This window comes from Allobosea sp. RAF48 (assembly GCF_052114025.1).
Lineage (GTDB): Bacteria > Pseudomonadota > Alphaproteobacteria > Rhizobiales > Beijerinckiaceae > Allobosea.
The window spans coordinates 263,622-275,316 of record NZ_JBFRDZ010000003.1; the positions used below are offsets into that span (position 1 = coordinate 263,622).

The 11,695-nt window shown below is 66.6% G+C and carries 12 protein-coding genes and 1 tRNA gene; 4 read left to right on the forward strand and 9 right to left on the reverse strand.

Translation table 11 applies throughout. The features are described 5' to 3' along the window. Positions 1–160: 160 nt before the first annotated feature. The 3 genes from AB4Z10_RS07460 to AB4Z10_RS07470 all read right to left on the reverse strand — a co-directional run bounded on the left by AB4Z10_RS07460 (position 161) and on the right by AB4Z10_RS07470 (position 3,480). Positions 161–236, reverse strand: a tRNA-Ile gene (locus AB4Z10_RS07460). Between the two features lie 113 nt (positions 237–349). Further along, on the reverse strand, positions 350–2,758 hold the full coding sequence (locus AB4Z10_RS07465; RefSeq protein WP_441469750.1) for a methyl-accepting chemotaxis protein: 2,409 nt from the start codon (positions 2,756–2,758) through the stop codon (positions 350–352). Between the two features lie 311 nt (positions 2,759–3,069). After that, entirely contained in the window at positions 3,070–3,480 is a 411-nt protein-coding gene (locus tag AB4Z10_RS07470; RefSeq protein ID WP_441469751.1) for an acyl-CoA thioesterase, read from the reverse strand. Between the two features lie 142 nt (positions 3,481–3,622). Here AB4Z10_RS07470 and AB4Z10_RS07475 point away from each other — a divergent pair, with 142 nt between their 5' ends. Next, entirely contained in the window at positions 3,623–4,045 is a 423-nt protein-coding gene (locus AB4Z10_RS07475) for a VOC family protein (protein WP_441469752.1), read from the forward strand. Here AB4Z10_RS07475 and AB4Z10_RS07480 read toward each other — a convergent pair. Further along, complete coding sequence (locus AB4Z10_RS07480; protein ID WP_441469753.1) at positions 4,018–5,265, reverse strand: MFS transporter; 1,248 nt, start codon at positions 5,263–5,265, stop codon at positions 4,018–4,020. The two genes, AB4Z10_RS07475 and AB4Z10_RS07480, sit on opposite strands and share 28 nt — an antisense overlap. A gap of 180 nt (positions 5,266–5,445) precedes the next feature. Between AB4Z10_RS07480 and AB4Z10_RS07485 the strand changes: the two genes are divergently transcribed. Continuing rightward, complete coding sequence (locus AB4Z10_RS07485; RefSeq protein WP_441469754.1) at positions 5,446–6,465, forward strand: 2-dehydropantoate 2-reductase; 1,020 nt, start codon at positions 5,446–5,448, stop codon at positions 6,463–6,465. A 28-nt stretch (positions 6,466–6,493) separates the two neighbouring features. Here the strand turns inward: AB4Z10_RS07485 and AB4Z10_RS07490 are convergent, their stop codons facing one another. Then, positions 6,494–6,781, reverse strand: a complete 288-nt coding sequence (locus AB4Z10_RS07490; protein ID WP_441470032.1) for an HlyU family transcriptional regulator — start codon at positions 6,779–6,781, stop codon at positions 6,494–6,496. A 205-nt stretch (positions 6,782–6,986) separates the two neighbouring features. Here AB4Z10_RS07490 and AB4Z10_RS07495 point away from each other — a divergent pair, with 205 nt between their 5' ends. Then, positions 6,987–7,304: a hypothetical protein gene (locus tag AB4Z10_RS07495; RefSeq protein WP_441469755.1), complete on the forward strand. Its 318-nt coding sequence runs from the start codon at positions 6,987–6,989 to the stop codon at positions 7,302–7,304. Between the two features lie 150 nt (positions 7,305–7,454). Continuing rightward, entirely contained in the window at positions 7,455–7,706 is a 252-nt protein-coding gene (locus tag AB4Z10_RS07500) for a DUF2798 domain-containing protein (protein WP_441469756.1), read from the forward strand. 5 nt (positions 7,707–7,711) lie between these two features. Here the strand turns inward: AB4Z10_RS07500 and AB4Z10_RS07505 are convergent, their stop codons facing one another. The 4 genes from AB4Z10_RS07505 to rpoD all read right to left on the reverse strand — a co-directional run bounded on the left by AB4Z10_RS07505 (position 7,712) and on the right by rpoD (position 11,637). Next, on the reverse strand, positions 7,712–8,137 hold the full coding sequence (locus AB4Z10_RS07505; protein WP_441469757.1) for a secondary thiamine-phosphate synthase enzyme YjbQ: 426 nt from the start codon (positions 8,135–8,137) through the stop codon (positions 7,712–7,714). A gap of 7 nt (positions 8,138–8,144) precedes the next feature. Then, positions 8,145–8,756 carry a LysE family translocator gene (locus tag AB4Z10_RS07510; protein ID WP_441469758.1) on the reverse strand — a complete coding sequence of 204 codons (612 nt, stop codon included), beginning with the start codon at positions 8,754–8,756 and terminating at the stop codon, positions 8,145–8,147. A gap of 85 nt (positions 8,757–8,841) precedes the next feature. After that, positions 8,842–9,402: a hypothetical protein gene (locus AB4Z10_RS07515; protein WP_441469759.1), complete on the reverse strand. Its 561-nt coding sequence runs from the start codon at positions 9,400–9,402 to the stop codon at positions 8,842–8,844. A gap of 222 nt (positions 9,403–9,624) precedes the next feature. Continuing rightward, a complete protein-coding gene (gene rpoD, locus AB4Z10_RS07520) occupies positions 9,625–11,637 on the reverse strand; it encodes an RNA polymerase sigma factor RpoD (RefSeq protein ID WP_441469760.1) in 2,013 nt (670 codons plus the stop codon). Positions 11,638–11,695 lie beyond the last annotated feature (58 nt).

The following is an 11,695-nucleotide window of genomic DNA, read 5'->3' on the forward strand; positions in this document are numbered from 1 at the left end:
AAGGTCGGCTTCCAACCCAGTTCGGACTCTGACATCGGGCCTGATTGACTGGCCGGCACTTGCAGTGAACGCAGTTGCGCCTGCCTTCCGACGCCCCCAATGCCCGGCTGGCGTCGCGCGGAAAAGACATCAAAATAAATTCAATAACTTGCAGGATAATTGGTGGGCCGGGCCGGACTCGAACCGGCACCGGCGCTGTTATGAGCAGCGAGCTCTAACCATTGAGCTACCGGCCCATCACTCGCCTAGCACCGCCCGAGGCCGGCAAGCAAGGCGCCAGCGACCACTTTGAAACGGAAAAGGCCCCGCGCAACTGCGCGGGGCCTTCGTCTTGTCAGCGCGCTGTCGTTCAGGCAGCGCTCGCCATGGCCGGCTTGTCGTGATGCCCGGCTGCGTGCCCCTCGCGGAAGGTGAAGCGAGCGATGTGCTCGGTCAGCGCGCGGGTCTGCTCGTCGGTCAGCGCCAGCGCTGCATTGGTCTCCTCGACCAGCGCCGCGTTCTGATGCGCCATCGTGCCGATGCCGTCGATCTCGGTGTTGATGGCCGAGACGTCGGTCGCCTGGTTGCGCGCGGTCTGCGAGATGCCGTTCATCAGCCCGGTCAGCTCGTTCACCGAGGAGACGATCGCGCCGAACATGGCGGATGTCTCCTCGACCAGGCCGACGCCGACCTTGACGTCGCCATGCGCGGCCTCGACCAGCTTCTTGACGTCGTTCGAGGCATCGGCCGAGCGCTTGGCGAGGCTGCGCACCTCGGTGGCGACGACCGCGAAGCCCTTGCCGGCATCGCCGGCGCGCGCAGCCTCGACCGCCGCATTGAGCGCCAGCAGGTTGGTCTGGAAGGCGATCTCGTCGATCATCGCGATAACCTCGGAGATCTTGCTCGAGGACTGGCGGATGCGCTGCATCGCTTCGAGCGCGGAGGCGACGACCTTCTCACCCTGCTGCGCACGCTGCTCTGCACCCTGCGCCATGCCGGTGGCCTGGGCCGCCTCGCTTGCGGTCTTCTTGACCGTGCCGGCGAAGGCGCCGAGCTGGTTGGTGGCCATCGAGACGGCGTTGCTCTCCTCGCTGGTGCGCTCGGCGAGATCGGTGACGCCGTCAAGGATCTCGCTCGTGGCGCTGCGCACGGCCGAAACCGTTTCGGCAAGACGCGCCAGCGTGCTTTCGAACTCGTCGGCCAGCGCATTGGTGCCGTCCTTGAGCTCGGCGAACGCGCCCTGGTAGAGCCCCTCGATGCGGGCCGAGAGATGCCCGGCCGAAAGCTCCGCCAGAACCTCGCAGGTCTCGGACAGACCGGTCCGGACCGTCTCCAGCAGGGTGTTGACCGAGCCGGCGAGCGCGTTGAGCTCGGCATCCGCGAACTGTGCCGCGACGCGCTGGCTGAAGTCGCCGGCCGCAGCCGCAGCCACCACCACGCCGAAGGCCTCGCCCAGCTCCTGCATCATCTGCCGGCGCTGCTCCTGAGCCCGGGCCTGGTCCTCGATCTTGGCGGCCTCGGCGGCGCGCAACGCAACCGCATTGTCGCGGAAGAGCAGCACGCTCTTCGAGATGTCGGAGATCTCGTCGTTGCCCTTGGTGTCGACCGCAGTCTCCAGCGCACCGTCGGCAATCGCCCTCGTGGCAGCCCAAAGCCGATTGAGGCGTCCGACGATCATCGGCCGGACATAGAACAGCGACAGCGCCAGCGCGATCAGCAGCGAGCCGAGCCCGATGCCTCCGAGCCAGAGCTTGCTCTGGTCGATCAGCGCCCCGCTGGCATCGCCCGAAGCCACGGCCTCGCTGCGCGCCGTGCTGACCAACTCGCCGACCTGGGCGCGAACCGCTTCGGCCGCGACATGGGTCTGCTTGAGACCGGCATCGATCGCGCTGCGGGTAGCGAGATCGCGCTCGCGGATCGCGATCAGCCCGCTCTGCCCCTCGCCGAGATCGATCACGGCGTTGACGGCCTGGGCGCGTGCCGGATTGGCCTGGATCTTGTCCGCCGCGGCGAGGAAGCCGCGAACCTGGCCGAGGATAGCCTTGAAGCGCGCCTTTGCGTTCTCAAGCTTCTCAGGGCTCTCGATCTGCGAAATCTCGCGCAGCAACCCGACCAGCTCGCTGACCTGGAGCTGCAGCGCCTGCGCCGTCTGCAGCGCCGCCAGGTCCTTGTCGATGATGCTGGACAGCGCCTCCTCGACCTCTTTGCCCGTGAGCTGCGTCGCGCTGGCGATGTTCATCTTGACGTTGAACTGCGCATCGCCCGTCTCGAAATCGGCGAGCGCAGTGAAGCCTTCGCGTGCCTTCGAGAGCTTGTCCAGCGCCTCGCCCTGTTCGGAGACGTTGCGCAGCCGGTCTCCGGTCAGGTCGTTGATGTCGTTGATCTGGCGCGACAGCGTGTCGATCGCGGCCTGTGCCTTCGCCTTGTCGACCTGACCCTGCTCGCCGATGCGGCGCAGCAGGTCGATCTGCCGGGCTTCGACCTTGTCGAGATCACCCGTCAGGGCGGAGCGCTGCTGGACAGTCTCGATTTCGCTGAAGCGCGCCGCCAACGCGGTCGACTGGGTCGCGGCCTGCGACAGCTCCAGCGCGAGCTCCACGACCGGCATTTTCTTGCCGACGAGATCGTCGACCGTCTGGTCGACGCGATTGTAGGAGAACCATGCAACCGAGGACGAGACGAGGGTCAGGGCCGTCATCATGCCGAGTGCTGCATAGATCCGTGCCGCAATGCCGATCCGCAACGGCTTGCCCTCACGCGCGGGCTTGGCTTTCGTCATGAAGTCGTACTCCGGATATCACGCAACGCTGAACGAAGAACTCAAGGGAAAACGAATGCTTGCCGGGGCACAGCCGGGAGGTGCCGAACCGGTAGCGCCGTGGCCATGGGAATCCCCTCCCTCCCCTGGCAACGGCCAGGCGACTGGACCCGCATGCGGCATCGAACGGACATGAATTCCCCCGGCCGGGTCTTCCCCGGTCTGTCGTGGCGCAGCATCGTCCGGACGCGCTTAAAGAACGGTTTAAATGGATTCTTTTGAATCACATCGTTCGGGGGCGGCTTCACGCCCCGTTAGGAATTGCGGCGCGCTCAATCCTTGGCCGGTTTCGGCACCGGGCGCGGCCGGCCCTCCTCGTCGATCGCGACGAAGGTGAAGGTCGCGTCGGTAACCTTCTCGTGCAGGGTCGTGCGGAAGCGCTTGGCCCAGGCCTCGACATGGATCTTCATCGAGGTTCGGCCGATCGACTCGATCTCCGTGTAGACGCTCAGCACGTCACCGACCTTCACAGGGTGGATGAAGGTCATCGCATCCACCGCGACCGTGACCACGCGCCCCTGCGCCTGGTCGACACCGGCGATGCCGCCGGCCTGGTCCATCCGCGACATCACCCAGCCGCCGAAAATGTCGCCATTGGCGTTTGTGTCGCCGGGCATGGCAATGGTCCGCACCGTCAGCGTGCCGCGCGGCTCGTTGTCATGGCGATGGTCGGCTTTGGTCATGGGCGTCCTGCAAGGCTTGGCGGAGATCCGCCCGGCGATGATGGCGAGGCGGCCAGCGACAGGCAAGCGCCCCTGCCTCCTTTGCTTCGCGCAAAGTTACCGGCGACAGTCACCGAGGTTTCACCGAAGGGGATCGCCGCCAATGTCCACGCCGGAGCCGATGATCTGCATCTCGCTGCGCTACGCCGATGCGCCGCGCATGTATGACTGGCTGATCGAGGCGTTCGGCTTCGAGAAGCACGCCGCCTACTATTCGGACGATGGCAGGACGCTGCTCCACGGCGAATTGCGCATGGGTGCGAGCTTCGTGATGCTCGGCTCGTCCGACAACAACGCGTTCGGCAAGCTGGTCTCGCGCCCGGCCGAGCTCGGCGGCACCACCGCCTCGCCCTACATTGCGACCGACGACATCGACGCGCGCTGCGAGCGCGCCCGCAAGGCCGGCGCCGAGATCTGCATGGGCCCCACAGACCAGCCCTATGGCAGCCGGGATTTCATCTGCAAGGACCCGGAAGGCCATATCTGGTGCTTCGGCACCTACCGCCCCGCCTCGCCGGCGAGCTGAGCCGGCGGCGCAGGCCGCCGCGACCGCAGCATCAGCCAGCAGACCACGCTCAGATTGACGAGGTTCCAGGCGAGGCCGTTGAGGAAGGCCATCCGGTAGGAGCTGAAATAGTCGAAGATCACACCCGACAGATAGCCGCCGACCGCCATGCCGAGCACCGTCACCGACATGACGATGCCGATCCGCACGCCCGCCTGCTTGGCCGGCAGGTATTCGCGGATGACGACAGCGTACATCGGCACGATGCCGCCCTGGAACAGGCCGAAGATGCCGCTGACGACGTAGAGCGATTGCAGACCGTCGAACCAGAGATAGAGGAAGAGGGCGACGCCCTGCATCAGCGAGCCCAGCGCCAGCGTCGCCGCTCCGCCGATCCGATCCGCGACAAAGCCCGAGCCGATGCGGCTGATGATGCCGAGCAGCATCATCAGCGACAGCATTTCGGCGCCACGGGCGACGCCGTATCCGAGATCGCCGCAGTAGGCGACGATATGCACCTGCGGCATCGCCATCGCGACGCAGCAGGCGAAACCGGCGACGCAGAGCAGGAGCTGGAGCTGGTTGGCACTCAGCCCGAGATCCCCGCGCGCCCCGGCGCTGTGCGCCTCCGCGGCGGCCAGCGTCGCGGCCGTGGGCTGGCGTCGGAAGAACGGAGCCAGCGGCAGCATCACCACCAGCGCCACGACGGCGATGCCGAAATGGGTCGCGCGCCAGCCATGATGGGCCAGCCCCCAGGTGATGACCTGCGGCCAGACCACGCCGGCGAGATAGCTGCCCGAGGCGCCGCAGACCACGGCGAGCCCGCGATGGCGGCGGAACCAGTGCGACAGGTCGGAGATCAGCGGCGAGAAGCCCGCCGCGCTGCCCATCCCGATCAGCAGCCCATGCGCCAGCGCGAACTGCCAGAGCGAATGCGACAGCCCCGCCGCGGTGTAGCCGGCCGCGAGCAGAAAGGCGCCGGCGATGATCGGCACCATGATGCCGTAGCGATCCGCGACACGGCCCATGATGATGTTGCCGGCGCCGAAGCCGAGCATGGCGAAGGTGTAGGGCAGCGAGGCGCCGGCGCGCAGCGTCTCGAACTCGCCCTGCATCGCCGGCAGCACCACCACGACCGACCAGGAGCCAACGCAGGCGACGGTGCCGATCACCAGCGCGACGGCAAGGCGCAGCCAGGCGTAAGGAGAATCGGGTTGGTAGCGGTCGGCAGAATGGGACATGTTTCCTCGGCGGCCACCTGTTTGGAGATGACTCTTCTCCCGGCAGCTTTAGCGACTGGGATGCCCCGGACAAGCGCGCCGGAGGCAGGACGGCCGCGCGACCGCGGCAGGATCGGCCTGCCGACTGCGCTTGACGACCCCGCTCTTTGACGGAACACCGAAGCGGCGGGAGCGCGGGACATGACGAGGATCTGCATCTACGGCGCCGGCCTGATCGGCTGCTATCTCGGTGGGCGCCTCCTCGCCGCCGGCGGCGATGTCCGCTTCGTCGGGCGCCCCGCCATCGGCGAGGTGCTGACGCGCGAGGGGCTGACCGTCTCGCACTATGACGGCCGCAGCTGGCATGTGCCGCCCGAGGCGATCGTCTTCGGCCCGGACGCCACCATGGCGTCCGATGCCGATCTCGTGCTCGTCACCGTCAAATCGGGCGGCACGGCCGTGGCCGCTCGTGATCTGGCAGGAGCGCTGCCGCCTGCCGCCGCCATCGTCAGCTTCCAGAACGGCCTCGGCAACGGCGCCCTGCTCCGGGAAGCCCTGGGCGATCGCACCGTCCTCGACGGCATGGTGCCGTTCAACGTCGTCTCGAAGGAACCGGGTCGGTTCCACCAGGCTTCGGAAGGGCACCTCTATGTGCAGGCCGGCGGCGATGCCGACCAACGCCTCGCGATTTTCGGCCGCGCCGGCCTGACGCTGACCCGACCGGTCGACATGCGCTCCGTTCAGTGGGCCAAGCTGCTGCTCAACCTCAACAACGCCATCAATGCGCTGGCGGGCCAACCGCTGAAGCAGGAACTGTCGCAGCGCGGTTTTCGGCGCTGCCTCGCCGCGGCACAGCGCGAGGCGCTTTCGCTTCTGGACAAGGCGGGCATCGAACCCGCGCGGCTTACGCCATTGCCCGCGCGGTGGATCCCCGCCCTGCTCGAATGGCCCGACCTCGCCTTCGGCGTGCTGGCGCGGCGCATGCTTGCCATCGACCCGAGCGCGCGCTCCTCGATGGCCGAAGACCTCGCGGCCGGCCGCCTCACCGAAATCGACTGGATCAATGGCGAGGTAGTCCGGCTGGCGGCAGGGCTCGGACAAGCCGCCCCCGTCAATGCCCGGCTCTGCGAACTCGTCCATGATGCCGAAGCGCAAAGCCCACGGTCCCCATGGACCGCAGACCAGCTTCTGCAAGCGCTGCGGCGGGCCCCGGGCAAATAGCGCGCCTCGGCTGCGCCGGCGCCAGTGCTCAGCGGAAGATTCGTTCGCCTTCCATGTCGACGATCTGCTGGCCCTTTATCAGCGTGAAGTCTGCGGCTTCGGCCTGCCCCGGGAAGCGGTCGGCGCGGATGAAGCGATGGCTCTTCGTCTCGCCCTCGATCACCTTCTCGATGACGCCGCAGAGCTGGTACTGGCCGCCCTCCTGATAGGGCGTCGCGTGAATGGTGAAGCCGTTGTGCTCGATGCTCTTGACCGGGCCGGCCGGCTTCTCCTCCGCGGCCTTGCGACCGCCGAACAGGGATTTGAAGAAAGACATGGCACCTCCGGATTGCTTGCCGCTGATATAGGACAGGAGCAGCGCCAAGGGGAGCACTGTTTCGGCGCGCCGAAACTGGCCCGCCGCGCTGCCTCGGGCGCTTGAACGACCGTACGGACTTCCCACATCAAATCTGTTCTGGGCGGTCGCAAGACTTGCCGTCGTCGTGCCGCCCAGGCGGCCGCCTCCGGACAGGGAGGTGGCCGTGACATTGATCAAGGTCCTGATGATCGCTGGATTGGCCGGCGTGGCATTTGCGCCCCGCGTCCTCGCCCAGCAGCCTGCGCCGCCGGAGCGGCCTTGTGCCGAACGCGCCCATGTTGCCGGAAAACTCCGCGAGACTTTCGGCGAGCGTATGGTCGGGAGCGGTCTCACCGAGAGCGGCATGCTGTTCGAGCTCTATGTCGGTCCCGCCGGCACCTGGACCTTGCTCGCCACCGCGCCCACCGGCATCAGCTGTCTCGTTGGCGCCGGCGAATCCTGGGAGCCCTTGCCCGCCCCGGATATTTTCGTGGCGCGGTAGACGGCTTGGCAGCGCCACGCCAATCGACTATGGAGGCGCCATCGGGCTTCGTTCCCGTTCGTAAGCGTCTCACGTCAGGCAACGCACCCAACCGGCTCATGGCCGTATCGGGTGCTCCAGAACGGCCTGCCACTTGCGAAAGCCTGACTGATGCCTCGCCTTGTTCTCCGCCGCCTCCCTGCCCGCTACGCCGGGGTGGCCATGCCATTCTTCCTGTCCGTGCTGATGACCTTCGTCGTCTCGGGTATCTCGACGCTGAAAGCGCTGGGCCCGACGGCCGAATTCCTGCAGACTTGGCCCGGCTCCTGGGCCCTGTCCTGGATCGTCGCCTTCCCGACCCTGCTGCTGGTGCTGCCCGTGGTCCGGCGCCTCGTCGCGCTGGTCGTGGCTCCGCCGGCCTGAGTCCGCTACGCGCCGAGGTGCAGCGCGACCTCGCGCCGATGCGGCCTGGCCCGGTGCTCGAAGAGATAGATGCCCTGCCAGGTGCCGAGCGCGAGCCGCCCGCCCATCACCGGAACCGAGAGGGAAACCGGCGTCAGCGCCGCCTTGATATGGGCGGGCATGTCGTCGGGCCCCTCGGCGCGATGGACGAGATAAGCCATCGCCGGATCATCCGCGACCGGCACCAGCCGGCGGAAGAAGGCGTCGAGATCCTGCCGCACGTCTGGGTCGGCATTTTCCTGGATCAGCAGGGAGCAGGAGGTGTGCCGCACGAACAGCGTCAGCAGCCCGCTCGTCTCCTCGCCGGCACGCACGAAGGCCACGGCGCGGTCGGTGAACTCGTAGAGCCCGGCCCCGCGCGTATCGATCGTCAGGATCGTCTGGCGCGGCATTGCGATTTCAACGCTCGGTGAGCGCGAGCTTGGCGCCGAGCGCGACGAAGGCGGCAGCGAAGCTGCGCCTGAGCCACGCCATCACCGCCGGGCGGCCGATGACCTTGTCGCGCATCGCCGCGGCGAAGAGCCCATAGAGCGCGAAGACGATGAAGGTCATCGCCATGAACACGCCCGAGAGCTCCAGCATACGCCCCATCGGACTGGCTTCGTCGGCCGCGATGAACTGCGGCAGGAAGGCGACGAAGAAGATCGAGAGCTTGGGGTTGAGCAGGTTGATGGCCAGCCCGTCGCGCAGCACGAGCCAGGCCGAGCGCGCATCGGCCTTGGTTTCGACCTTGAGCGCGCCATGTTCCTTCAGGGTCTGCCAGGCCATGTAGAGCAGATAGGCGACGCCGGCATATTTCACGATGGCGAAGGCGAGCGCGCTGGCGTGCAGCAGCGCCGCGATGCCCATCATCGCCGCGATCAGATGCGGCACGATCCCGATCGTGCAGGCGATAGCCGCGAGCACGCTCGCTCGGCTGCCGCGCGTGAGGCCGGCGCCAATGGTGTAGATCGCCCCCGTTCCCGGCGAAGCGACGATGATCAGCGAGGTCAGCAGGAATTCTGGGGACATGGCGCCTCCGGCGGCTGGGAGGCGCAGGAGGCCCTCTCTCGCCCGGAAGATCAAGTCGCGCCAGCCCGCGATGACATCAGGCACGTCAGCGCGCCTGCCAGAAATAGAGCTGGCCGGTATGCCTGTTGCCAGCCAGTTTTTCCTCCTGCGCGATGATGGTGGTGCCGTCGAACAGGTCCCAATGGTCGCCATTCGTCCATTGAAAGAACAGAAAGGAACGCCTCTTGTCGCCGCTCGTCTGGTAGCAGTTCTCCAGATAGAGCACGCCCTTCCGGCCGAGCACCTTTGGGGTGACATCCTTGCAGACGCCCTCGATATCGGCCGGGCCATAGGCCCGCTGAACACGCGGAAGCAACTCCGAAGCGCGGATGAAGAGGAGCTGGCTCAGGCCGCCGAGCGGTCTCCCCGAGCCGGGCAGCACTCCCGGGCGAGGCCCGCCCGCCAGCGGCGGAGCGCCCTGGAAGGATGCGCTGATATCCGCATTCATGATGGTCTGGATCGTCGCGTCGTCCTGCGACGGCGTCAGGCGCAGCGTGTAGCCCATGCAGATGGCGCAGCGATTGGTGGCGTCGCCGATCGCGTTCTTCGCCCAGGGGCGGATCGTGGCGAAGCGCTCGGCAAGGGCATCGTAGCTGAACGGAAGCACGGGCAACCTCCTGAGCGCAAGGCAGCGATATCGATGACCGACCGACCGCCAGATCGTCGAGCGGCGGCAGACTGACCAGCCGCCGGCCCGGCCGCATCCTTCGTTCACAGGAGGACCGATCTGGCTCTGGCTTCAGCGCGTGCCAAAAGAAAAGCCCGCCTCCAAAGCATGGAAGCGGGCTCCGTTCTCGATCGGCAGGCGTCGCCGCCCGCCTGCTCGCGATCAGTTGTCGAGGAAGCTCCGGAGCTTCCGCGAGCGGCTCGGATGCTTCAGCTTGCGCAGCGCCTTCGCCTCGATCTGGCGGATGCGCTCGCGGGTGACGCTGAACTGCTGGCCGACCTCTTCGAGGGTGTGGTCGGTGTTCATGCCGATGCCGAAGCGCATGCGCAGCACGCGCTCCTCGCGCGGGGTGAGCGAGGCGAGCACCCGCGTAGTGGTCTCACGCAGATTGGACTGGATCGCAGCGTCGATCGGCAGGATCGCGTTCTTGTCCTCGATGAAGTCGCCGAGATGGCTGTCTTCCTCGTCGCCGATCGGCGTCTCCAGAGAGATCGGCTCCTTGGCGATCTTCAGGACCTTGCGCACCTTCTCCAGCGGCATGGCCAGCTTCTCGGCCAGCTCCTCCGGGGTCGGCTCGCGGCCGATCTCGTGCAGCATCTGGCGCGAGGTCCGCACGATCTTGTTGATCGTCTCGATCATGTGGACGGGGATGCGGATCGTGCGGGCCTGGTCGGCGATCGAGCGGGTGATCGCCTGCCGGATCCACCAGGTCGCATAGGTCGAGAACTTATAACCCCGGCGGTACTCGAACTTATCGACCGCCTTCATCAGGCCGATATTGCCTTCCTGGATCAGGTCGAGGAACTGCAGGCCGCGGTTCGTGTACTTCTTGGCGATCGAGATCACGAGACGCAGATTGGCCTCGATCATCTCCTTCTTCGCCTGCCGGGCCTCGCGCTCGCCCTTCTGGACCATCAGCACGATCTTGCGGAATTCCTGGATCTCCAGGCCGGTCTCGGAGGCGAGCGTGTGCACCTCCTCGCGCAGGTCCTTGATCCGGTCCTTCTCCGAGGCGACGAATTCCTTCCAGCCGCGCGAGCCGAGCTTGGAGACGCGCAGCAGCCATTTCGGATCGAGCTCGCCGCCGACATGCTGCTTGAGGAAGTCCTCGCGGCCGACGCCATAGCTCTCGGCGAGACGCAGCAGGCGCGTCTCATGGCCGATCAGGCGCTTGTTGATGTCGTAGAGCTGCTCGACCAGCGCCTCGATGCGATTGTTGTTGAGCGAGAGCGACTTCACCGCGGTGATGATGTCGTCCTTGAGCTTCTTGTACTTGCGGTCCTGCGACGGCGAGAGCTTGGTGTTCTCCAGCCGGTTGGCGATGTCCTGGTCCTGCAGACGACGCAGCTTCTTGTAGTCGTCGGCGATGGCGTTGAACGTCTCGAGGACGCGCGGCTTGATCTCGGCCTCCATGGCCGAAAGCGACACGTTGTTCTCGATGTCGTCGTCGTCCATCTCGGGCGGAGCTTCGCCCTCGGCGGCCTCAGCCTGCTCGCCTTCCTCGCCCTCCTCCTCGCCGGGGACTGCCGGGTTCTTGCCGTCCGGGCCGGCATAGGTCGCTTCGAGATCGATGATGTCGCGCAGCAGCACTTTGCCGTCGACGAGCTCGTCGCGCCAGATGATGATGGCCTGGAAGGTCAGCGGGCTCTCGCAGAGGCCCGCGATCATCGCCTCGCGGCCGGCCTCGATGCGCTTGGCGATGGCGATCTCGCCCTCGCGGGAGAGAAGCTCCACCGAGCCCATCTCGCGCAGATACATGCGCACCGGGTCGTCGGTGCGCTCGGTCGGCTCGAGGTTGCGCTTGGTCTCGGTCGGAAGCGTCTGGCGCGATGCCTCGACCAGATCTCCGCCCTCGACCTCGTCGTCGTCGCCGCCGGCGGCATCCTTGCGGTTGGCGCGTTCCTCGCCTGCCGCTTCCGGATCCTCGTTGTCGACGACGTTGATGCCCTGCTCGCTGAGCTGGCCGAGCACGTCCTCGATCTGCTCGGAGGAGAACTCCTCCGAGGGCAGCACTTCGTTCAGTTCGTCATAGGTGACATAGCCGCGCTTCTTCGCGAGCTTGATCATCCGCCTTACGGCCTGATCGGTCAGATCGAGCAACGGGCCGTCGGTAGTCGGGGGGGCATCCGGCGCGACCTGATCGGTCTTTTCCCGTTCGCTCGCTTTCGTCGCCATCAATCAGCGCTCCGCACTCGCGCGCCGGCCATGACCAGAAAAGTCATATACCGACGCA

Bases quoted from the DNA above. Each gene is read 5' to 3' on its own strand.
- AB4Z10_RS07485 (WP_441469754.1), top strand. From the start codon at position 5,446: ATGACGAGGATCTGCATCTACGGCGCCGGCCTGATCGGCTGCTATCTC.
- AB4Z10_RS07475 (WP_441469752.1), top strand. From the start codon at position 3,623: ATGTCCACGCCGGAGCCGATGATCTGCATCTCGCTGCGCTACGCCGAT.
- AB4Z10_RS07470 (WP_441469751.1), bottom strand. From the start codon at position 3,480: ATGACCAAAGCCGACCATCGCCATGACAACGAGCCGCGCGGCACGCTG.
- AB4Z10_RS07465 (WP_441469750.1), bottom strand. From the start codon at position 2,758: ATGACGAAAGCCAAGCCCGCGCGTGAGGGCAAGCCGTTGCGGATCGGC.
- AB4Z10_RS07500 (WP_441469756.1), top strand. From the start codon at position 7,455: ATGCCTCGCCTTGTTCTCCGCCGCCTCCCTGCCCGCTACGCCGGGGTG.
- AB4Z10_RS07480 (WP_441469753.1), bottom strand. From the start codon at position 5,265: ATGTCCCATTCTGCCGACCGCTACCAACCCGATTCTCCTTACGCCTGG.
- rpoD (WP_441469760.1), bottom strand. From the start codon at position 11,637: ATGGCGACGAAAGCGAGCGAACGGGAAAAGACCGATCAGGTCGCGCCG.
- AB4Z10_RS07510 (WP_441469758.1), bottom strand. From the start codon at position 8,756: ATGTCCCCAGAATTCCTGCTGACCTCGCTGATCATCGTCGCTTCGCCG.
- AB4Z10_RS07505 (WP_441469757.1), bottom strand. From the start codon at position 8,137: ATGCCGCGCCAGACGATCCTGACGATCGATACGCGCGGGGCCGGGCTC.
- AB4Z10_RS07490 (WP_441470032.1), bottom strand. From the start codon at position 6,781: ATGTCTTTCTTCAAATCCCTGTTCGGCGGTCGCAAGGCCGCGGAGGAG.